The organism is Paenibacillus oryzisoli, assembly GCF_001653565.1.
Lineage (GTDB): Bacteria > Bacillota > Bacilli > Paenibacillales > NBRC-103111 > Paenibacillus_E > Paenibacillus_E oryzisoli.
Map to the genome: position 1 here is coordinate 1 of NZ_LYPB01000072.1, position 21,955 is coordinate 21,955.

Below are 21,955 nucleotides of genomic sequence, written 5' to 3' on the forward strand. Positions count from 1 at the left end.
ACACTACACTACACTACACTACACTACACTACACTACACTACACTACACTACACTACACTACACTACTCTACTCAACACTACACTACACTACTCTACTCTACTCAACACTACTCTACTCTACTCTACTCTACTCTACTCTACTCACTCACCTTACCCCAACTCAGCTTTACACCCCAACTCAACTCCCCCCCCAACCACAGACATGAAACATTAATTTGTTTACAAGCCAACCTGCGCACATACAGCCTGGATGCCAAAAACCGACGAATTGGCATATTCGTCGGTCTGTGATTGCACATTTAGTTAGTTTGGTAATTTGAATTTCACGATGATCCGGACTTAAACCTTTAACAACCAATCGAAAGTGTCTGGCAGTTTACCGCATTGAATTCCTGTAATCGTTGTATACAGTCGCTCCACAAGCTGGCCAATCTCACCATGGTTCACAACCATCGGTGTACCGTTCCACAGCAGGCTGCCAATTGGTGAGACAACTGCAGCGGTGCCGGTGCCGAAAGCCTCTTCCAACGTTCCATCTGCATGAGCTTGAACGATGTCATCGATTGAAATTTTTCGCTCAGAAACGGAGATACCCCATTCTTTCAGCAGGTGGATGATACTTCCACGCGTGATTCCTTCCAGAATGCTGCCGCTGAGGCTAGGCGTGACGACTTCTCCATTAATTTTGAAAAAGACATTCATACTGCCGACTTCTTCTAAATACTTCTTCTCAATCGCGTCGAGCCATAGCACTTGAGCACAGTTATGTTCTTTTGCCAGCGTTTGTGCCTTTAAGCTAGCGGCATAATTGCCGGCTACTTTGGCATTGCCTGTTCCACCTTGCACGGATCGAGCATAGTAACTTTCTACAAGGATGTTAATCGGCTGTAGACCCTCATCATAGTAAGCATCAACAGGTGACATAATGATGATAAAGGAATACTTCATAGATGGGCGGACACCTAGAATCGCTTCTGTTGCAATAATGAAAGGACGAATGTATAAGGATGAGCCCTTTTTCTTCGGCACCCAAGCCGCATCAACACGAACTAATTCCTGAATGGCGCGGACAACGAATTCTTCATCCATTTGCGGGATGCTCAGACGTTCGCTAGAGCGGTTCAATCGTTTAGCATTTTGATCGGGGCGAAATAAAACGACTTCATCGTTCTCGGTGCGAAATGCCTTCATGCCCTCGAAAACAGCTTGCCCATAATGGAAAACCATTGCCGCGGGATCATGGGAGATCGGACCGTAAGGAATGATGCGCGGATCATGCCAGCCTTGGCCTTCTTCATAATCCATCATAAACATATGATTGGTAAAAAGTTTTCCAAACCCCAGATTTTCGTCTAAATTGGGCAGGGGCTTGCTATGCAAATTGGGTTCAATGCGAATGCTTCCGTACATATATTTGTGCCACCTTTCAGGTTGAGGTTCTCACAATCTTTTACCCTTAACTATAGAAAATCCGCAATCATTGATCAATTGCGATTTATCAATTACTATCATAGTTAATAGCTATGATCGGGGGGCTTCAGGTGGATTATCGGTTATTGGTGTATTTTTTGGCGGTGTGCGAGGAGCTGCACTTCACCAAAGCGGCAGAAAGGCTGGGTATTAGTCAGCCTACACTGAGTCAACAGATCCGGTTACTTGAGGATCGAGTGGGTTCCCCACTTTTTCAACGCATCGGCAAAAAGATTTATGTCACGGAAGCGGGCGAGATTTTGCGCAAGCATAGCCGTAATATTTTTCATGAGCTGGAGCAAGCGCAGACGGCGATGAATGAGCTCCAAGGGATGCAGCGCGGGCGATTGCGAATCGGTTGTTCAGGGAATCATTTGCTGACAGCGACGATCATGACGTTTCATGCCAAATACCCCAAAATCGAGCTGTCGGTGATGGAGCTGGCAACGGAGGAGACGAAAGAAAAGCTGCTGAGCAATGAGTTGGATGTGGGTGTGGTTTTTTTGCCAGAAGAGGACGAGCAGCTGCGGTGTATGCCGTTGTACCAAGAGAAGCTCCAGCTCGTGGTATCGACTCAGCATGCATTTGCCCAAGCGCAGGTAAAGGAGATCCGATTGGCGGAGTTGACAAATATTCCTATTGCAATGCTGCAGCAGAAGTTCTATGTTCGGCAAATGATGGATAACTGCTGCACGCAGATCGGTCTTGCTTGGAAGCCCATTGTGGAACTATCCACACTTGAATCCCTGTTGCAAATGGCGAGGCATCATGTGTGTGGCGCGATTTTGCCTCAATCCTATGTAGCTGGTATGGGCGATCAGATGCGTGAGCAGAAGCTGTGCGCGATTCCTATTATTGATCCCATTCCGCAGAAGGAAGTGGGTATTGTGTATCGGAAGGATATGTTTCTGTGTAAAACGATGGATACGTTCGTGAAGCAGGTTATCCAAGAATTTGCTTAGCGTGAGGGAATAGTGAGGGTTTGGAGTTGATGAGTATGGAAGGTAAAAGCACAGAACTTAGAAGTGCAGAAGAAAAGAGAATAGAACCTAAGAGTCCAGAGGAAAAAAGCGGGAAATATGTGTATGTATTTGCCTGTCATGAAGATGAACAGGCGTTGTGTCAATTGGAGCTGCGCACATTGCTGGGCGCAGAGGCTGTCATCGGCGCGCGCTACGCGGTCAGCGCGCACAAGGTAGAGCCGAGCCGCAGCCCGTTTCTGAAGCTGCGGCTGGATGTTGCCTTCGAGGCCGACAGCCTAACGGAGCTGGCCTCGGAACTGGAGACGTTGACCGTGCGCGGCGCAACGTTCAAGGTCGTGTTCGCGGAGACGGACACGGCGGTCAGCTATGACCGCCAGCGAAGCGTCGAGCGTGAACTAGGGCTGGGGCTGCGCGGCAAGGCCGAGATGCGCAGGCCAGAGCAATATTTCGCCGTGACGGAGCTGGACAGCCGGTGGCTGTTCGGCGAATGTCGCTACGGCGAAGCCGTGTGGCTTCAGCATCAGTCGAAGCCACAGAACTACTCCACCGCCCTTGGTACGCGTCTCGCGCGGGCGGTGGTGAACATTGCCGTGCCCGAAGTCGCGGGCACGCGGGTCATTGACCCGTGCTGCGGCATCGGCACGGTGCTGGTGGAGGCGATGTCGATGGGGATCGACATCGTGGGTTACGACATCAACCCGCTGGCCGTGCGCGGCGCGCGGGTGAATTTGGACCACTTCGGCATGCCGGACGTGGTCCAGATCGCCGACATGCGGACGCTCGTTCCGCATTCTACAGCCCTGCAGGGCAGCCCAGAGCCGATCTACGATGCGCTCATTCTGGACATGCCGTACAATCTTTGTTCCGTTCTGCCGGAGTCAGAGAAGCTGGAGAAGCTGCAAACCGCTCGACGATTAGCGCGGCGTGCGGTCATTATTACAACTGAGCAGATGGACCCGCTGCTATCGGAAGCCGGGTTTCATATCGACGCACGCTGCACCGTGAACAAAGGCAATTTCAGTCGGCAAATTATCGTCTGCGTCTAGCCTGGTTTAGTACATCATTTTCCCGAGCGGACCGTCTTCAGCAATGATATCCTGGAGCGCGTACACCGAAATCGGGAAGTACAGGAACCCATACACATAAGCGGCTAGCTCATACAGTTGGAAATAGATAACAAGGGATTTATCTGCCACATAGAAATCTTGATCAGGGCGAATACTTGTAAATTCGACTAACAAAGGAATCTCACGCCGCTTAATTTCGTCAGCAATCATGGCGCTAAGTCTGGCAACATAATCGCTGCCAGGCTTAAATAACTCGCTCAGCGTATAGTTTTTACCCGTTTCAGTACTGAACGTTAATGATTTCTGTATCGTGTTGCCATGTGCGCCGCCAGAGAAAGCATAATTGATCAAAGATAAACTAAGTACGCGGCGTTCATTTGTTTTAATCTCGTAGTAGGCCGTTACATCCGTTGATGGGTTATGCGGGTAGCCTTGATCGTGTAACTGCTGGTTCACGGCATCGACAATCGTAGTGTTAATGGTATGCTGCACCTTAGGCGAATTCATATGAATCACAGCCGGGTACAACAGGTTTAATTTGCTCTTTAGCACTTTATAGGTTTGTATACTAACGGGTTGGTGTTCCAATTCTAAGTCCTGGTCCATGTCTCTCATGTTTCATCATCCCTACGTTTTTGCTACACCATATTCCAAAGATGGGCGTTTGGTTCAATGAATGAGACCAATTCGTGCCATTGTCAAAGAAAAAGAGCTTCCCCTGCATCGCGATTAGCGTGAGGGAAAGCTCTTTATTTGATACGGAACTGAACCGAATTATTCCTGTGAGGTGTTTTCCTCATCACTAGCATCGGATGTTGCACTTTGCAGGGCAGCAGACAATTCCTCTACCTGTTGTTGGGATTGGCTGTCTTCAGCATTTGCCTGAGCCGCATTAATTGCATGACTTACTACGTCGTCATTACTGTTAGTTGTTGACATGGTACAATCACCTCCTTCGCGTTTTCGCCAGAAATCCGGCGTCGTAAACATAAGCTAAGATTCAACCAACTAAGTATTCTTCGAATAGAGGAAAAATATGCAAAGGGAATAGAAGTTTTTCTCACTGACGTTACTCCAAAATACCTGTATTCAGAATCTTGACCTTCACTTGTGGTTGAATGGGGAGGGTTGGATACTGCTCGCGCCACCAGTGGATACCGCCAAACAGCTTGGGATGATAGGCGGACACTTCATGTCCAAGCTGCAGATAATCGCAATTCGTCTTCTGCAGGGTTGCAATTACGTTAGTTGCCTTTGGTAGGAGATCAGCTGTAATTTGCTTTTCGAGCTCGGCGAGCATGTCTTTCGTATGTCGTTTACTCTCTAATCCAGCTTCAATGAGTTTCAGATCCAAATCTAACGAGATTGCAATGTCATGAAGGCGGCCATCCTTAGCGTTAATATGGAAATCGCGATGAGCGTTCTGTACTAAAGCAGTGTAGTGCTTGTCGTTCACCTTACCTGTGATGAGTTGATTTTTACCGGATGTACCGTCCAGCAGCATGGCTAAGAGGGTATTATCATCATCGAGATTGACGCCTGTATACCTTCCGTCTCGAAATAAAGCCGTACCTGCGAGACGAACGCCATTCTCGAAAGGCTCCAACCGATTAAGTGCAAAGTCGTTAAGGAAACCTGCGCCTCCGAGGATATATTGAACTATTTTATTCAAGGGGATTTTCCCCCTCTTTTTATCATCTTCCAATAAACCTACAAGAAATTCCGACAAGGTCTGATCATTTATTTTTTTCTTACGCAGCAGTTTAGTTAGATCGCCGTCATACACGGCTAGATAGCCATACAAAGGATTGGCGATGAATTGGCTGATACTATTGAGGTAGTTCAGCGGCTGATCTTTGGCGAATGCGGTGCTTATCAGAAATAACCGGGTTTCTAGCACAGTAAGAATGCCAGGAAATTCTTTATTTGTTTTACTCACAGCATCATAAATCGTATCACCTGTCGACTCCACGAATACGTTGTTGGGATTGCCTCCCCCTAGATTAGCATTCTGAAGAGAGGAAATGACACAGCTGACCTGGAGCTCCTTGCTGTCACCTGAGTAATCTACGCCGATGACATCGACGAAGAGCAGTTTCTTCAGTTGCGACTGATCCCAACAACCTGTCAGCAGTAAACAGATAAGAAGTGCCGCTACCGATTTCTTCATGTTTCATTCCTCCTCGTGCCACGCAGCCCAGAAATGATGAGCAGAACAACTGGCAGAGCAACCACCAACGCAATCGACATAATATCCTGTATCGTACCGATCTGCAGAATGTCGTTACGCTTCGTTAAGAAGAAACCTCCAAGCAGACAGAGAGCGACTGTCATCCATACCCAAAAATACTGTTTACCCAAGCCACGGCCGCGTAAGTGCAGGAATGCTTTGGCAGCCATGAAGAAATAGGTATAAATCGTTGCCGATACAATACATACATAGAAAATCAAGAACAAGATATCAATGCTCTGCAAAATATCAACGCGATAATTTTTTAATATAAAAATAATAGGTTCCGGAATAACTTCCAGTTGTTTTAAGTTGAACTTCATGGAGCAGATCAGGCAAACGGCAATATAAAATACGGCAGTAGCAGCATTCGCTAATGTCATCGAAAGCAGCACCTTTTTTTTACTGTCAGACTGTACATAGGGGTAAGCATAAAGAAGCAGCTCATAACCAACATAAGAACTAAAAGCAGAGTAGGCACCTTTCAGAAGCGGGTACCATCCATTGAGTAGAACAGGCAACAAATTTCTCGCATCAAGACCGTAGATTCCGCTAAATACGATGAGCAAAAAGCTGATGTAAGCGAAGATCATGAAGGTTTGGGATATATTGGCCAACTGCCTGAGTGTTGACGTAGCTGCATAGCCGCACACGAGGAGAAGCATAAGAATAAGAACCCATCTCGGCGTGAGCAGAAAGAGCCATCTTTTTAAGATGTCACTATACAGTAGTGTTAACAGTAGTCCCGAAAAGGCGTAATAGCATCCCAGCAACAAATTGATGCTGGCTCCAATTGGTTTCCCTACAATAAGAGGGATGTAGGCGTAGAAGTTGAGCTTGGGGTAGCGACTGCCAAGCCACCAGAGCAGCGTGATGCCTGCTTGTGAGGCTAATGCAGCTAGCAAGACAGCCAGCCATGTATCATGGCCTGCTGATCCTGCTTCGACATGTGGCAGAGACAGTACCTCAATTCCGAGCTGAACCATAATAACTAGCGAAATCAGCTGTCTTCTTGTGATGGTTTCTTCTTTCATGGGCGTTTCCAACTCCTTGGATTCCTTAACCTAGTGCGATTGCTCGAAATCGTTTCAATGGGGCGTTTAAGCAATCTCCAAATGGGAACCCGAAATAGCGTATCCTTCGTATCAGTTAAGGAGAACGGCGGTGTAAAGTAAGGGAGTCCCATGGTTGTCATTTGGCATAGATGTATACAAAGCATCATGAAGAAGAACGCAAGGCCGAACAAGCCGAACAACGCGGAAAGAAGGAGCGCAGGATAGCTTAACAAGCGAACTGCACTACTCATCTCGTAAGAAGGCAGGACGAAGGAAGCCAAGCCTGTTAGGGCAGTAACGATAACGATTGTATTGGAAACCAAGTTGGCTTGCACGACAACCGTTCCGATCACGATCCCCCCAACGACGCCAATGGTTTGGCCGACAGGACTCGCTAGTCTAATGGTTGCTTCTCTTAATATCTCAAGCATGAACATCATGGAAAGCGCCTCTAGAACGGGCGGAAACGTGACGTATTTCAGAGAGCTCTGGAGTGTATTGACGAAGTTGATTGGTAACAGCTGTGGGTTAAAGGCGCTGACAGCCACATACAAGGCGGGCAGGCCAATCGTAACGAAAAGGCAGCATATGCGCAAAAGGCGAAAGAATGTACCTATCAGCCAGCTTACTTGATAATCATCAGGACTTTGCAGGAAGGACCAAAACGTTACAGGCATAATGATGACATCTGGTGACCCTGCCGTTCCGATGACGACCTTACCCTCCATCAGATAGGAGCGCGCGCGATCAGGCCGTTCCGTAATGAGCAGTTGTGGAAATAGACTGAACTTCTTCTCTCGGATCAATTCGTCGACAAATCCTGGCGCCTCGACATAGTCAATGTCAATGCTAGCAAGCCTTCTCTCCAGCTCAGTGACGATCGCTGTTGTGGCAGCCGACTTGATGTACATGACAGCGACCTTCGTCCGCGAAAGGCGTCCAATCGTGTATGTTTTTACAACGAATTCTGTAGAATTGATTAATTTGCGCATCAAATTAATGTTGGTATCTAAATTCTCAATGAAAGCTTCGTTCGCACCGCGAAGAACTCGTTCATTGATCGGGATATTAATGGAACGCTCCTTCTTCAAATCGACGCCGAGTAGGTACAGTTTACTTTCTCCGTTTTGATAGAGTACAACTTTACCGTACAATAGGGCTTGAACGGCTTCCTCCCAATGATCTGTTTCAGCATAGTCGAGAATCGACACTACTTGGCGAATACCATCCTGAGGGCGGAGAAGCAGCGGCTTTAGAATGAAATCTTGAACAAGGTTCAAATCGACAAGCGATTCGAAATAAAACAGTTTAAATAATGCTCCTCCCATGAGCAATTCTTTCGATTGAAAGTCGCTTTGTTCGGAGAAAATTTGGTTGAAATAGGCCTCTGCTGTTTCGATCGTCGGATTTTGTTTCACGCGCATTCCCTCCCTTATCATCAGTTCTCCTTACTCTTTCCTGTAATGCCAGAAATATGTAACTTCATGGGGGGAGTGATAGAGAGAGGGTTCATATTTATCTATAGGTATTACCTATAACTAACATGTAATTTATGTATTTTACAAATAGACCTAAGGGGTACATAATAGAAGAAAATGGGAAGTGAGTGAGTACGAAATGGGGAAATCATTCGAGGCACTGCTGCCGGAACACGAGGCGTTCATCGCTAAGCAACACATCTTTTTCGTAGGATCAGCTCCGCTAACTGCGGAAGGACATGTGAATATTTCGCCAAAGGGGCACGATGTGCTGCGGATTCTATCGGCCAATCAAGTGGCCTATCTGGATTTAACGGGGAGTGGGAATGAAACTAGCGCTCACCTTGCGGAGAATGGCCGTATTACCATCATGTTCATGGCTATCGAGGGGCCGCCACAGATTATCAGGCTTTATGGCAAAGGCCGTGTGATACTTCCTGGATCCGACGAGTGGGATCAATTGGCGCCGAAGTTCGAGTTACTGCCAGGGGGGCGGCAAATCATGGTTATTGATATTCATGAGGTGAAGTCATCCTGCGGGTTTAGTGTACCTTTCTACACGTATGAGGGGGAACGGAATACGCTGCAGAATTGGGCAACGAAGCAAGGAGAGGAAGGTTTGCACGCCTATTGGGAGAAGAAGAACATGACGAGTATGGACGGACTACTGACACCAATTGGCCAAAAGTTATCCACAGAGAATAGATGAAGCGGCCGCGCCGCCACTCGGTAACTGTCCCCTAACACGGCCTTCCCTTATGAGGAACGATTAGACGAAATATGCTCGTAATGCTGCCGGGGCTTCCCGGCTTTTGCGCGTCACGCTGTCCATCGTCACGCTGGTCACAAGCGCATCTGCACACAGTTCACCTTGCCCATTGCGAATCTCCTGGCGCAGTACATAGCTGGTGTTGCCGATCTTCTCCGGGCGACAGCTCACCGTTAAGTGCTCGCCTTGCTTGCATTCTTTCCGATAATTGATGTTGATATTGACGGTTACGGTTTGAATATCGAGCGCACCAAAAGCCTCGTAAGACAATTCACAAGCCTCATACCACTCCTCGCGACCCCATTCGAGGTACTCCAAATATTTGGCATTATTCACATGCCCGTTCACATCGATTTCAGTGGAACGGACGATAATCGCTAATTTCGTTTCCATATGTGTAATCTCCTTTGTTCGAGTTTGAATGTGCAGGTAGCCACGATCCTTCATTATTATAGCTTTATTATAGCTTTTCTGCTGCTGGGATAACCAGTCGCGACTCATAAGGATCCAACATTTGGGGACACTATGCGATGCGTGTTTATGTGTTTCCAAGTATGGGTAGTAGTGGGTACGGTCCTCAGTAAAATAGAAGTAGTTAGTTGGCATGATCAAGGAGGGAATTGAGATGACGGAATATCGCATAGAACGGGATACCATGGGGGAAATCAGAGTACCTGTGGATAAGTTGTGGGGAGCACAGACACAGCGCAGCTTCGAGAATTTCAAAATCGGTACGGAGCGAATGCCGCCACGCTTGATAAGCGCCTTCGCGCTGCTCAAAAAAGCAGCCGCCCACGTTAACCGCGATCTCGGCGGATTGTCGGCGGATAAAGCGGAGGCGATCGCCCAAGCGGCCGATGAAATCGTGCAAGGCCGCTGGGACGACGAGTTTCCGCTGGTCGTATGGCAGACTGGGAGCGGGACGCAGTCGAACATGAACGTCAACGAGGTGATCGCCCACCGTGGCAGCGAACTGCTCGCGGATGGCGCTTCGCGGATCCATCCCAATGATGACGTGAATCGTTCGCAGAGCTCGAACGATACGTTCCCGACCGCGATGCACGTGGCCGGTGTCATCGCGGTAGAGCAAGAGCTGCTGCCTGCCCTGGAGGGGCTGCAGGCGACGCTTCACACCAAGATGTCGGCCTTCGCCGACATCGTCAAGATCGGCCGCACCCACCTGCAGGACGCGACCCCGCTGACGCTGGGTCAGGAGATCAGCGGGTGGTGGGCGATGCTGGACACGGCGTCGCGCATGGTGCGCAGCGCCGTGGATACGATGCGCGAGCTCGCAATCGGCGGGACCGCCGTCGGCACGGGGCTGAACGCGCATCCCGAATTCGGCGCCCGCGTCGCCGAAGCCCTGACTCGCGAGACGGGCACGCGCTTCGTCACGGCTGAGAACAAGTATCATGCGCTGACCAGCCATGATCAGATCGTTTACGCCCACGGCGCGCTCAAGGCGCTCGCGGCGAACTTAATGAAGATAGCCAACGATGTTCGGTGGCTATCGAGCGGTCCCCGCTGCGGAATCGGAGAAATTACGATTCCGGAGAACGAGCCCGGCAGCTCGATTATGCCGGGCAAGGTCAACCCCACGCAGAGCGAAGCGATGACGATGGTCGTGTGCCAGGTGATGGGCAACGATGCGGCCATCGGCTTCGCCGCTAGTCAGGGGAATTTCGAGCTGAACGTGTTCAAGCCCGTTATCATCCACTGCTTCTTGCAGTCTGTACGCCTGCTGGCGGACAGCATGCGCTCGTTTAATGACCATTGCCTCGCAGGCATGGAACCCAATCGCGCGGTGATTCAGCGCAACCTCGAGCAATCGCTGATGCTGGTAACGGCACTCAACCCGTATATCGGGTATGAGAAGGCGGCCAGCATCGCGAAGCAGGCGCATAAGGAAGGGCTGACGTTGAAGGAGTCGGCGGTACGCAGCGGCTACTTAACCGCTGAACAATTCGACAGCTACGTGAAGCCAGCGGATATGGTACATCCGACTGAAAACAGCAGGGCGCAGCTTGGATTTAACGTCATTAGTGATGAAAAACATCACTAATGATCGAAAACAGCAGGGCGCAGCTTGGATTCAACGTCATTAGTGATGAAAAACATCACTAATGATCGAAAACAGCAGGGCGCAGCCAGGATTCAACGTCATTAGTGATGAAAAACATCACTAATGACCGAAAACAGCAGGGAGCAGCTTGGATTCAACGTCATTAGTGATGAAAAACATCACTAATGACCGAAAACAGCAGGGCGCAGCTTGGATTCAACGTCATTAGTGATGAAAAACATCACTAATGACCGAATCATCGGAGCGCAGCCTGGATTCAAGGATATGGTACATCCGAAGGCATAAGCCAGAACGAACAGAAGAGGGTATCCCACAGCCACCTATGTGACGGGATACCCTCTTCTGTTGTCTATCTTCCGATTGTGGTTTCTCTCCACCCTCACCAATCCACTACGGCATCGGATCAGGAACTAGATTATTCTCTATGAGCTCGCTATTGGTTTTCATGTGTTTCATTTCATTTCCGAGCTTCTTCATTTCATCCATGTCCTGAGCCATAGAGCCATTGTTGGCTTCTTCAAGGGATTTCCCAGTCGATCCGTTACAGATCTGCTCAAGCTCAATTAATTTATCCAACGCGGCCCGGCGAACTTGCAGAGGGACGAATTGGTTGTCAATGAAATCAGCCTCATGGAAATGCACGGTTGTATTCCCGAGTTCGGAAGTTATCGTGGTTAACGTCAACGGATAAGCTGCTGAGGTGGCATCGTTATAAATATCAATGCGGTACACAGACTTCTCGACGTATTCTATACGTTCAAGTCCGCGGTCAGTTAACTGTTGGTGCAGAACATGTTTGTCCATCGTAAAGCACTCCTTTAAGTAGGGGGTACCCCCCAGTACAACTAGGATTAATTATTTTGAAAAGTCGTTTTGGCTGCCTGAATCGTGTCAGTCACACGATGCTGACTTTCTTTGGCTGTTTCTTTCGCTGTATCGACAAGATCCTCTGTCTTTTGGCTAACGCTTTCCGCAATGGCTTTGGAGCCCTCGCTGACGGAAGTGGCGATTTCTTTCGTTTTTTCCTGCCAAGTCCGATAAGTGTTCATAAGGTCTTCGCGCAGCTTATTCCCCGCTTTAGGGGCAATTAACAATGAGGTGATCGCGCCGACAGCACCACCAATCATTAGACCTAACCATAATCCGCCTTTGTTCGTCTCGACTACTTCACTCATACGTCATCTCTCCTTTAATTTGGGGTTTAGGTGTTTCATGTCCATACTTGGATGTACCCGTCTAGAGAAAAAGTGAAACAGGTGGAAGAGAAAAATGTTAATCATATAGGTTTCTGATACCATACGTAACAGGGATATTATAGTTAATTTTGTGAAGTTTCTTCATTACCTGATTGAAAAGTCTGCAATAGGGTTATAGGATATATAGTAGATTATACATAGGGAAATCTGTTCCTATTTACCCGAAAGGGGTTAGCGTGATGAGTATTGTTATTGTGGATGATAATAAGACCAATTTGTTAATTATTGAAAAAATTCTGGAAAAAGCGGGCTACACGGAATTAATATCGCTATCTTCAGCCAGAGAGCTCTATCACTTACTTGGTATGAATACACCCGATCAAGCGAAAATAACGGTTGATCTCATTCTTATGGATATGATGATGCCGGAAATAGATGGGGTAGAAGCGTGTCGGACAGTACAAGCTGATGAGCGCTTAAGAGATATTCCGATTATTTTCGTAACGGCGATGGGGGATTCCAATAAGTTGGCAGAGGCTTTGGACGCAGGAGCGTTGGATTATGTCATGAAACCGATTAATAAGGTGGAGCTTCTAGCCCGGATTCGCTCTACACTTCGTTTGAAATACGAGAAGGATTGGCATAAAGAGCGTGATAAACGAATCAAGTATGAGCTTGATTTGGCTAAACAGGTCCAGCTTAGTGTGCTTAGCCATCCACTGAAGAATGAGAATATCGAGATTTCGGCGGTGTATCGGCCTTCGTCAGAACTGGCAGGTGATTTCTATGCGTGGTACCCAATCGGACCGCATCAATATGGCATTATTTTGCTCGATATGATGGGGCATGGTATTTCTTCATCCTTAGTGTGTATGTATATTTACTCGGCTTTGAAGGATACCATTACGACGATAGGCGATCCAGAGTTGGTGATGCAGGAACTCAATAGGCGAATGAATCAGCTCCATGTCACAGATAGTCTTATTAATTATTACTTTACCGCGATCTATCTCGTACTTGATACCGAGAAGCGCACCATAGAATATGTGAATGCCGGCCATCCGGCTGGTGTTGCTGTGCTTGATGGCGAAGTGCAACTGCTCTCTGAAGGGTGCTGTGCAATTGGCTTTTTTGAAGGGATTGAAGTTACCAAAGGGTTCGCGACTTACGAGAAAAGGGCTCAAATTGTCTTGTATACCGATGGATTGACGGAATGGATCTCAGATGAGGAGCATGATGGTTTGGCTGAAATCAAGAACAACGTCATAGATCGGAATGGGCATGACCCGGAAGGATTAGTCGAAAGGCTGGCTGCTACCACGAAGAACAGCCCTTCGCAGGATGATATGTGCTTAGTCATGATCTCTGCCTCTAGATTTGTGTAATTTCGTGAAACTTGTATACGAGCAGTGGTCTTGGTACGATACAACAATAATGACGAAGGAGTGTGGCTTATGTCCTCAGAAAGATTTGAAGTTACTCTTGAAGAATCAGAGAAGTCAATACAGCTCATTATTCGTGGGGAGCTTGATTTGGCAGCAGCGAAAGCTTTCCGCCAAGCACTTGAGGCCGTCGTTCATCGTGAAGACAAAGCATTAATTCTTAATTTAAAGGATTTAAACTATATCGATAGTACAGGCATCGGCATCGTGGTATCTACCTTGAAGATCCGCGATGAAATCAAATCGCCGTTCGCCGTCCATGATATTCCGCCAGGGATCAGGAAACTGTTTGATTTGACAGGGATTACTGGATTTCTGAATGAAGGGATCGAAGGCAGCGTATGAATGTCATTCGCCTACATATCCCAGCAGCAGCGGAGCATTTGGAAATCGTGAGACTTAGCTTGTATGGTGTAGCAACGAAACTGGGTTTCTCGTATGAAGACATTGAAGACATGAAGGTGGCTGTATCTGAAGCTTGTAATAATGCCATTCTGCATGCGAACCCTGGAGATACCGGCGGTCACATCGACATTAGCTATGAACTTAGTGATGATGCTCTCCGAGTGAAAGTGAAGGATAACGGGACTAGCTACGGGGCATCTAGTGAAAGCCGGCAAACGGGTCCTTTCACAGGGACGATGCCAAGCGAGCTTACAAGTGGTGGTCTGGGCATTTATCTGATGGAAGCGTTGATGGATGAAGTTCTGGTCGACACAACGAGTGGCACTGAGGTTACTTTAGTTAAATATATGGACAATAAAAACCACGGAATGACGGATTAACCGCCAAACCGTGGTTTTTCTTAAAATATCAGAATTTATAAGTTTTACTTACTAATTATGCTGAATTTCTAGATAAACGCTCCTGTCCTTCAAAGGACGGTGCAGCCGTTTATTTTGCTTGTCCTATTTGCCGAGATAAGCTGCCAGCATCCAACTGTGCTTCTCCAAGGAGGAGCGGATGGCAATCAGCATGTCCGCTGTTGGCTGATCCTTGTTATCTTCAGCCAATTCAATTCCTTCGGTCAACTCGGCGCATATCATCGTGAAATCATCGACGAGCTGTTTTACCATGGAACTAGCATCACTTTCAGTCTTCTTGGCTTCTTTAATTGAAGCCATCTGCAGATGCTCTTTCAGGGTAGCAGTCGGAACTGCACGCAGGGAAAGCATTCTCTCTGCTATCGTATCCAAATGGAGTGTGGCCTCCGTGTACAGTTCTTCGAATTTAATATGTAGGGTGAAGAAATTCTCACCTTTCACATACCAATGATAATTATGCAACTTCATATAGAGTACCGAGAAGTTGGCGACTTGTTTATCGAGCATCTCTGTTAGCGGGCTAGCCTTCGTTATCGTTGAATTAACCATGATCATTCCTCCACTTAAATTAATTTAGTTGTGTCTACAAGAAATAAGTACCCTTGCTGGAGCAAAGTGAAACAGTCATTTAGGAAACGCATATTTCTTATGAAAGGTGATTCAACTTTCTCTACCATGGGTAACTACGTAATAACAAGGCAAAATAGGAGGGATTCCCATGTTGCTTCAAATTAGTGTATGTGTTGTAGCCGTAGCGTTTGTATTTCTGGTGTTTTATTTGATCCAAACCTTAAAATCATTAAAGCATTCCCTTGATGAGATCACCTCAACAATGGGGCAGATGAAAACTGAAGTGACGGAGATCAGTTCTGATGTGAAGGATGTCATTCTCAATACGAATGAGGTTGCGATCGATATGCGAATGAAACTTTCCACACTTAATCATCTATTTGGAACTGTGCAGGATGTTGGTCAAGTACTTCATGAGCTATCGTCTTCTGTTAAACAATCAGCTTCAAGCCTGATCGCTTCTGTGAAACCAACAGAGGTATCCAAGAAAACATCCCCGTTAAATGGGAAGTTAAAGGCTATTCTGCAAGGAGCAACTATGACGCTCGAGATTTGGGATAAAATTAAAGTAAAGAAGTCATCACCGCAAACCGGTTCGATGAAATAGAGAGGGGTCATCAGGCGTGAACGCAATACGTAAATTTATGTTTTATAAACAATCGAATGGGAAAGAAAATAGGATATATTTAAGTGGAGAGCTAGATCTTTCAGCAGCGTCTTCACTAGCGAATGTGCTGGATTCTGTTGTCAGAAATGAGGAAGAAACGCTTATCTTAGATTTAAAGGAATTGAAATATATAGACAGCACGGGAATTGGGCTCATCGTCTCTGCAATTAAAGTGAGGGCTGCCATGAACGCAGCTTTCCAGATCGACCATATCCCAGCTAAAGTTAGACGGTTATTCGACATTACAGGTGTTTCTAGTTATTTGCATAGCAATGGCAGCTTAAGAGAAAATCAACGTGTACTTGAAAGGAAAGAAGAGATCATATGAGCCCATACATTGGTTTGACCATACCTGCACAAGCAGAATATTTGGATATTGTTCGACTCACATTATACGGCGTTGCAACCAAAGCGGGCTTCTCCTTTGAGGACATTGAAGATATGAAGGTTGCTGTCGCAGAAGCTTGCAACAACGCCATTCTTCATGCGTACGAAGAGGGAAATCCAGGCATAGTAGAGGTTCAATTTGAGCCTAGCGAGGGTTATATGAAAATAACGGTGAAGGATGAAGGCGATAGCTTTCATTATATTCAAACGGATCCAGAAGAAGTGACGCTGCACCATAAATCGATTCAAGAAGCGAATGTTGGAGGACTCGGTCTCTTCCTGATGCAAGCACTCATGGATGATGTTAAGGTGCTTGCACGCGGTGGCCAAGGAACTGAGGTCATTCTGACTAAGCAGGTGTATAGAAAAGAGGAGATTGTATGAATGCGAAGGGAACGGTCTCTTCCTCCGATCCTTTATATGAGATCTATGAAAAGAAGAAGATTTATAAAGAAACCGGATGTCCAGAGGCGGCTACGGCATTGCTCTTGCATTACGAACCGATAGTTCGAATGGCCGTAAACAAAATGTCGCGAAGCCGCCCTGATCTCTATGAGGATCTCTTTCAAGTCGGACAGATGTCGATGCTCCGATTATTTACACAGTATGATCATGCCATGGAAGTACCTTTTGAAGGTTATGCGATGAAAAGCCTCATCGGTCATCTCAAAAATTATTTGCGTGATAAATCATGGTACATACAAGTTCCCAGACGCATTAAGGAAAAAGGTGCCCAGATGGGACGTGCATTGGATGAGCTGACGGCTAAGCTGGAGCGCTCGCCGAATGTGGATGAAATTGCTGCTTATTTGGAATTGAGCCCAGAAGAAACGATTGAAATCTTAGCTGGACGTGATTATTATCACTACACATCGCTAGACACCCCGCTTACAAGCGAGGGGGATGGGGCCACGATTGGGGATATGATAGCAGGTTCCTCTGATGACTATCAAGCCGTCGAACGACGCATGGATCTAGCGGAAGCGATGGATTGTTTGAAGGATGAGGAACGTACTGTCATTGCGATGATCTACCAGGAGGGGCAGTCTCAACGCCATATTGCAGATCAGCTTGGCATCTCTCAAATGAGTGTATCCCGTATTCAGAAGCGGGCCATGTCGAAATTGAAAACAGCCTTAACACCTAGCGTATAAAGGTTAGTTACCTGTTATGGGCTGAAAATGTGGTATAGTAGATTAGTATAATGTTAATCTTACATTTGCTACCAACTGTACCAGGAGGCACTTTCTTATGTTTAATTCCATTCTACTTAAGATTAAACCCAAGATTATGCTGGGATATATCTTAATTCTTGTCTGTTTGGGTCTATCGTTATTAGTCGTAAGTAGTCGCGTTACGGATCTACAGAAAGAAGTCAGCTTCATTTCTTCTCATGATATGGAAGTACATGATCAGCTTAATGAATTGCAGAAAAAAATGCTCGATATGGAGACAGGCATGCGCGGCTTTGTCATCACAGGCGATGAGCAGTATCTAGATCCATATAATGAAAGCAGTCGAACGTGGCAAGAAACGTGGAATAAAGTTAAACAACTTGTTAGCGATAATCCCCCCCAAGTGCAAAGCTTAGAGTCTATTAAAGAGTCGATTCAGGCTTGGTTGAAAACAGGCGGGGACAATGTTATTCGTTTGAAAAAGGAAAACAATACGACAGCTCTTAATGACTATTTTAAACTGAATGCAGGCAAAAAGGTGATGGATCAGTTGCGTACGCAATTTGATTCTTTTCTCACGACAGAGAAAAACCTAACAGCGTTAAGAGTGCAGCAAATTGCCAAAAGCAATTATAATTTAAAAATCGTTCTCTTTACTGTTCTAGGTATTATTTCCATTATCGCGGTAGTTGTGGCACTCATTCTATCGAATTCGATAACGAACACAATTAAACAAGTTACTCAGAAGATTCGTGATATTACTGCATCGGAAGGCAATCTTTCCTCTCGGATTGAAGTGAAGACGAATGATGAAATCCGTATGTTGGCTGAGGCAACGAATGATCTCTTAGCGAATTTAGAGAAACAGAGTTGGATTCAGTCTGGCATTACTGAGGTTGCGACACTGTATCAAGGCATACGTGACATCACATTGCTGAGTGAAGCCTTTATCCATAAACTGGCTCCTATGTTGGATGCTAGTTATGGTGTTATTTATTTGAGGCATAACGAAGAGAGCGAACCTACGTATGTGAAAATTGCAGGATATGCAGCGTCTGGACAGGTTCATGCCCCTACCCAGTTTCAATTAGGCGAAGGATTAGTGGGACAATGTGCAGTCGATAAACGAATTTTCTTATTGGATAATTTGCCTGATAATCATGTGAAAATAACATCGGGGTTAGGGATTTCAACACCTCGCAGCCTGCTATTGGCCCCGATTCTTGTAGATGGAAAAACGGAAGCCGTCATTGAGTTGGCCTCTATTCACCAATTTCAGTCGAAGCATCTGACGTTGATTGATTCCTTGCAAGAGAAGTTCGGAACCGCGATTACGAGCGTGCGCAGCCGGATGGAAGTGGAGCGTCTCCTCTCCGAGTCGCAAGTTCTGACAGAGGAATTGCAAACGCAATCCGAGGAGCTTCAGACACAGTCTGAAGAACTGCAAATGCAGCAGGAGCAATTGCGGATGACGAATGAATTTCTGGAGGAGCAGAACCAATTTGCTGAGCAGAAAGCAACGGAGCTTGAGAAGGCCAAAGATGAGCTGGAAGAGTACTCGTTGCAGTTGAAGACAAGTTCTCAGTACAAAACCGACTTCTTGGCTAATATGTCTCATGAATTGCGTACACCGCTGAATAGCATCATGATTCTTTCGCAAATGCTAGTGGAGAGCAGCGGAGACATGCAAATGTCCGAGGTTGTGGAGTATTCACGTGTGGTGAATACGGCGGGGCATGATTTACTGTCATTAATTGATGATATTCTGGATTTATCCAAGGTTGAAGCTGGAAAAATAGAGATCATGCAGGACGAAGTTAATGTGACTGAGATTCCACAGTCCATGGAGTTAATGTTTGCACCAGTGGCCGCGAAAAAGGCATTAGATTTCCATGTTATGCTGGATTCAGATGTGCCGTCCGTCATTGTGACAGATGGTCAACGATTGCAGCAAATTCTGAAAAACCTGCTGTCAAACGCTTTTAAATTTACCGAAACAGGCTCTGTTACAATGAGAATAGCGCTCGCTGATTCATCACGTATTAGAGAACTTCTTCATCGAGGTCCTAATGAAACGATTCTGGCGATCTCCATTAAGGATACAGGTATCGGGATTCCGATTGATAAGCAACATATTATTTTCGAGGCGTTCCAACAAGTGGACGGCACAACGAATCGTCAGTATGGCGGGACGGGGCTCGGTTTATCAATCTGTCGCGAGTTTACCCGTTTGCTTGGAGGCACGATTGTTGTGAAGAGTGAGGTGCAGGTAGGCAGTACGTTTACGTTGTATATTCCCACTAGCCCAGAAGATCGTGGTCACCATGACGGCAGCTCGGCACATAATCAGATCGCCGCTTCTAGTGAGCAGTTGATTCCTCATATAGGAGTAGGAGGAACTCCCTATCCGAATAGTTTCCTTAGCGATGCTGAGCTATCTTCGGATGTGCCTATGACTATTCATGCAGATGCACACCTATTTGAAGGAAAGCGAGTTCTGCTTGTTGATGATGACGCCCGTAACGTATTCGCACTCGTTAGTGCCTTAGAAATAAAAGGCGTAACGGTTGTAGTAGCCGAGAATGGTAGAGAAGCCATCGACCTATTGACCAAGGAGTCAGATTACGACCTGATATTAATGGATATCATGATGCCAGTAATGGATGGTTACGATGCCATGAAGGAGATTCGCGGTGGATTGGAGTTACGCCACTTGCCCATCATTGCATTGACAGCCAAAGCGATGAAGAGCGAGAAAGAGAAATGTCTTGAAGCAGGAGCATCAGACTATATTACGAAGCCGCTGCAGATGGAACAACTTTTCTCGTTGATGCGTGTGTGGCTCACAAAGCAGGTGAAGAAGCATTGATACATGATCCACTGGATGGATGGATGGAGCACGAAGAGCCTCCTGTCGACGAGAGGGAGAATATTGAGATTAATCTGCTCTTGGAGGGCATATACCAAATGTACGGATTTGATTTCCGACATTATGTGCGCTCCTCTTTACGCAGAAGAATTCTAAATCGAATGAAAATGGAAAAGCTGCCAACGATTTCAGCGGTTCTGGAAAAAGTGCTGCATGAGCCGCTATTCGTGGACAAGCTGCTGGGAGACATGTCGATTCGAGTGACAGAAATGTTCCGAGATCCCAGTTTCTTCACTGCCTTCCGAACGCAAGTCGTCCCCACGTTGCGGGACTATCCAGAGATTCGAATCTGGCACGCAGGCTGCGCTACAGGGGAAGAAGCCTATGCCATGGCTATTCTCATGCAAGAAGAGGGCTTGGCACAGAAGACGCGAATCTATGCCACGGATATGAATGAGCAGGCTATAGAGGCGGCGCAGAGAGGCGCTTACCCGCTGAAGCAGATGCAGCTCTATACCACGAATTATTTGGAGTCTGGCGGCTCCAAAGCGTTCTCGGAGTATTATACGACGGATCATCAGTATGCTTATTTTAAACCGCACCTGAAAGAGAATATGATGTTTGCCCAACATAATCTGGTGACAGACGGTTCTTTTAACGAGTTTCACGTTATCCTCTGCCGGAATGTGATGATTTATTTCAATCCGAAGCTGCAGCATCAAGTGCACAGTCTGTTCTACAGCAGCTTAACCCGGCAAGGCATCTTGGGTCTAGGGAAGAAAGAGTATATTCTCCACGTGCCTGATGGTGTGCAATATGATGATTTTGTGCCACATGAACGAATATACCGTAAGAGATCGTAGCAGATGTTGGTGAAGAGGTGCCCCAAATCCATGTGAGTGGAGGGGCGCCTTTTTACTTTTCGGTGTTAAAAATGAGGGAATAACTGGAAAAAATACAGCTATTTATGCGAAATTCTCTCGAAAATTCAATTTAACTGTAAAACATGTAGGTAAAACGGCTTCTTTTTATCAAATTGAGTAAAATGGGTGGAGAATTAACTACAGGTTTTCCATCTATTCATCGTTTGATCAGGAAATCTCTTGATTTACCTGTATAAAATCCATCTATTCATCTGGCACACAGGGGGAGTTAGCTCACCTTTTCTCATACTTCTACCGCTATTATCACTGCTACTATACGTACTTCTACCTCCAGCTCCACCTCTACTTCTACTTCTACCCCAACTCTCTCACTCTAGCCCTGCTCACAACCAGCTTTTCACACATCCGGCCGTATTCAATAAGAGTAAGATTCAGTTACCCCTGGGCCACAAATACATACGCGATATTATGGCATACCTCTAAAATAGCGTACACATTCTTAGTTAACGGCATAGTCGCTTTTGATCAACTTACGTTAAGGCCTGTTTCAACCCTAGGTGGCATGGGTAATAGATAACATAGCAAGATCAACAATATTGAAAAAGAAAAAGTGAGGTGTTGGGCATGCTAGGATGGGCTATGACGTTTCTAGTAATTGCGTTAGTTGCAGGTGTATTTGGATTCTTTGGGATTGTCTCAGCGGCAGTAGGTATCGCCAAAATCTTGTTCTTCGTCTTCCTTATTATGTTCGTCGTATCACTGATTTTCGGCAGACGCCGAAGCATTTAGCACATAATAGCTAACT

Annotated in this window: 24 protein-coding genes; 14 read left to right on the forward strand and 10 right to left on the reverse strand. The window is 46.4% G+C overall.

All coding sequences use genetic code 11. The features are described from left to right. Positions 1 to 340: 340 nt before the first annotated feature. Positions 341 to 1,411 (reverse strand): branched-chain amino acid aminotransferase, encoded by a 1,071-nt coding sequence (locus A8708_RS17455; protein ID WP_068665705.1) that lies wholly within the window; start codon positions 1,409 to 1,411, stop codon positions 341 to 343. A 131-nt stretch (positions 1,412 to 1,542) separates the two neighbouring features. Between A8708_RS17455 and A8708_RS17460 the strand changes: the two genes are divergently transcribed. Together A8708_RS17460 and A8708_RS17465 are read left to right on the forward strand one after the other, a co-directional pair. Beyond that, positions 1,543 to 2,433, forward strand: a complete 891-nt coding sequence (locus tag A8708_RS17460; protein ID WP_068665707.1) for a LysR family transcriptional regulator — start codon at positions 1,543 to 1,545, stop codon at positions 2,431 to 2,433. A 35-nt stretch (positions 2,434 to 2,468) separates the two neighbouring features. Further along, positions 2,469 to 3,500, forward strand: coding sequence for a TRM11 family SAM-dependent methyltransferase (locus tag A8708_RS17465; RefSeq protein WP_082927595.1), 1,032 nt, complete (start codon positions 2,469 to 2,471; stop codon positions 3,498 to 3,500). A gap of 6 nt (positions 3,501 to 3,506) precedes the next feature. On the opposite strand, the gene A8708_RS17470 is transcribed toward A8708_RS17465, so the two are convergent. From A8708_RS17470 to A8708_RS17485, 5 genes are all read right to left on the reverse strand, one after another. Then, positions 3,507 to 4,136 (reverse strand): DUF3298 and DUF4163 domain-containing protein, encoded by a 630-nt coding sequence (locus tag A8708_RS17470; protein ID WP_239696744.1) that lies wholly within the window; start codon positions 4,134 to 4,136, stop codon positions 3,507 to 3,509. A gap of 159 nt (positions 4,137 to 4,295) precedes the next feature. Continuing rightward, on the reverse strand, positions 4,296 to 4,460 hold the full coding sequence (locus A8708_RS35510) for a hypothetical protein (RefSeq protein WP_157264846.1): 165 nt from the start codon (positions 4,458 to 4,460) through the stop codon (positions 4,296 to 4,298). Positions 4,461 to 4,590: 130 nt separating this feature from the next. After that, entirely contained in the window at positions 4,591 to 5,691 is a 1,101-nt protein-coding gene (locus A8708_RS17475) for a Ger(x)C family spore germination protein (protein ID WP_068665709.1), read from the reverse strand. After that, positions 5,688 to 6,785: a GerAB/ArcD/ProY family transporter gene (locus tag A8708_RS17480; protein WP_068665711.1), complete on the reverse strand. Its 1,098-nt coding sequence runs from the start codon at positions 6,783 to 6,785 to the stop codon at positions 5,688 to 5,690. Before A8708_RS17480 ends, A8708_RS17475 begins: the two co-directional genes overlap by 4 nt. Further along, on the reverse strand, positions 6,782 to 8,230 hold the full coding sequence (locus tag A8708_RS17485; protein ID WP_068665713.1) for a spore germination protein: 1,449 nt from the start codon (positions 8,228 to 8,230) through the stop codon (positions 6,782 to 6,784). Before A8708_RS17485 ends, A8708_RS17480 begins: the two co-directional genes overlap by 4 nt. 193 nt (positions 8,231 to 8,423) lie before the next feature. Here A8708_RS17485 and A8708_RS17490 point away from each other — a divergent pair, with 193 nt between their 5' ends. Continuing rightward, the gene (locus tag A8708_RS17490; RefSeq protein ID WP_068665996.1) at positions 8,424 to 8,993 is read left to right on the forward strand and encodes a pyridoxamine 5'-phosphate oxidase family protein; all 570 of its coding nucleotides are present in this window, start codon (positions 8,424 to 8,426) and stop codon (positions 8,991 to 8,993) included. Positions 8,994 to 9,053: 60 nt separating this feature from the next. Here A8708_RS17490 and A8708_RS17495 read toward each other — a convergent pair whose 3' ends face one another. Then, the gene (locus A8708_RS17495; protein ID WP_068665715.1) at positions 9,054 to 9,446 is read right to left on the reverse strand and encodes an acyl-CoA thioesterase; all 393 of its coding nucleotides are present in this window, start codon (positions 9,444 to 9,446) and stop codon (positions 9,054 to 9,056) included. Positions 9,447 to 9,678: 232 nt separating this feature from the next. Between A8708_RS17495 and fumC the strand changes: the two genes are divergently transcribed. Beyond that, the gene (fumC, locus tag A8708_RS17500) at positions 9,679 to 11,115 is read left to right on the forward strand and encodes a class II fumarate hydratase (protein WP_068665717.1); all 1,437 of its coding nucleotides are present in this window, start codon (positions 9,679 to 9,681) and stop codon (positions 11,113 to 11,115) included. Between the two features lie 411 nt (positions 11,116 to 11,526). Here the strand turns inward: fumC and A8708_RS17505 are convergent, their stop codons facing one another. Together A8708_RS17505 and A8708_RS17510 are read right to left on the reverse strand one after the other, a co-directional pair. After that, a complete protein-coding gene (locus A8708_RS17505) occupies positions 11,527 to 11,940 on the reverse strand; it encodes a hypothetical protein (RefSeq protein WP_068665719.1) in 414 nt (137 codons plus the stop codon). A 47-nt stretch (positions 11,941 to 11,987) separates the two neighbouring features. Continuing rightward, positions 11,988 to 12,311 (reverse strand): YtxH domain-containing protein, encoded by a 324-nt coding sequence (locus A8708_RS17510; RefSeq protein ID WP_068665722.1) that lies wholly within the window; start codon positions 12,309 to 12,311, stop codon positions 11,988 to 11,990. 260 nt (positions 12,312 to 12,571) lie between these two features. Between A8708_RS17510 and A8708_RS17515 the strand changes: the two genes are divergently transcribed. The 3 genes from A8708_RS17515 (at position 12,572) to rsbW (A8708_RS17525) (ending at position 14,559) form a co-directional block, all read left to right on the forward strand. Beyond that, positions 12,572 to 13,717, forward strand: a complete 1,146-nt coding sequence (locus A8708_RS17515) for a PP2C family protein-serine/threonine phosphatase (RefSeq protein ID WP_068665724.1) — start codon at positions 12,572 to 12,574, stop codon at positions 13,715 to 13,717. Between the two features lie 69 nt (positions 13,718 to 13,786). Then, a complete protein-coding gene (locus A8708_RS17520; RefSeq protein WP_068665726.1) occupies positions 13,787 to 14,119 on the forward strand; it encodes an STAS domain-containing protein in 333 nt (110 codons plus the stop codon). Beyond that, positions 14,116 to 14,559, forward strand: coding sequence for an anti-sigma B factor RsbW (gene rsbW, locus A8708_RS17525; protein WP_068665728.1), 444 nt, complete (start codon positions 14,116 to 14,118; stop codon positions 14,557 to 14,559). The genes A8708_RS17520 and rsbW (A8708_RS17525) overlap by 4 nt, the downstream gene beginning before the upstream one ends. 123 nt (positions 14,560 to 14,682) lie before the next feature. On the opposite strand, the gene A8708_RS17530 is transcribed toward rsbW (A8708_RS17525), so the two are convergent. Next, positions 14,683 to 15,147, reverse strand: a complete 465-nt coding sequence (locus A8708_RS17530; RefSeq protein ID WP_239696746.1) for a Dps family protein — start codon at positions 15,145 to 15,147, stop codon at positions 14,683 to 14,685. 169 nt (positions 15,148 to 15,316) lie between these two features. Between A8708_RS17530 and A8708_RS17535 the strand changes: the two genes are divergently transcribed. The 7 genes from A8708_RS17535 to A8708_RS34905 all read left to right on the forward strand — a co-directional run bounded on the left by A8708_RS17535 (position 15,317) and on the right by A8708_RS34905 (position 21,939). Beyond that, entirely contained in the window at positions 15,317 to 15,775 is a 459-nt protein-coding gene (locus A8708_RS17535) for a DUF948 domain-containing protein (protein WP_068665733.1), read from the forward strand. A 16-nt stretch (positions 15,776 to 15,791) separates the two neighbouring features. Continuing rightward, positions 15,792 to 16,163 (forward strand): STAS domain-containing protein, encoded by a 372-nt coding sequence (locus tag A8708_RS17540; RefSeq protein WP_239696748.1) that lies wholly within the window; start codon positions 15,792 to 15,794, stop codon positions 16,161 to 16,163. Next, positions 16,160 to 16,606 (forward strand): anti-sigma B factor RsbW, encoded by a 447-nt coding sequence (gene rsbW, locus A8708_RS17545; protein ID WP_068665737.1) that lies wholly within the window; start codon positions 16,160 to 16,162, stop codon positions 16,604 to 16,606. The genes A8708_RS17540 and rsbW (A8708_RS17545) overlap by 4 nt, the downstream gene beginning before the upstream one ends. After that, positions 16,603 to 17,376: a sigma-70 family RNA polymerase sigma factor gene (locus tag A8708_RS17550; protein WP_068665738.1), complete on the forward strand. Its 774-nt coding sequence runs from the start codon at positions 16,603 to 16,605 to the stop codon at positions 17,374 to 17,376. The genes rsbW (A8708_RS17545) and A8708_RS17550 overlap by 4 nt, the downstream gene beginning before the upstream one ends. A 97-nt stretch (positions 17,377 to 17,473) precedes the next feature. Further along, positions 17,474 to 20,266 (forward strand): CHASE3 domain-containing protein, encoded by a 2,793-nt coding sequence (locus A8708_RS17555; protein ID WP_068665739.1) that lies wholly within the window; start codon positions 17,474 to 17,476, stop codon positions 20,264 to 20,266. 23 nt (positions 20,267 to 20,289) lie between these two features. Beyond that, positions 20,290 to 21,129 (forward strand): CheR family methyltransferase, encoded by an 840-nt coding sequence (locus A8708_RS17560; protein ID WP_068666000.1) that lies wholly within the window; start codon positions 20,290 to 20,292, stop codon positions 21,127 to 21,129. Between the two features lie 645 nt (positions 21,130 to 21,774). Further along, complete coding sequence (locus A8708_RS34905) at positions 21,775 to 21,939, forward strand: DUF1328 domain-containing protein (RefSeq protein ID WP_082927597.1); 165 nt, start codon at positions 21,775 to 21,777, stop codon at positions 21,937 to 21,939. Positions 21,940 to 21,955 lie beyond the last annotated feature (16 nt).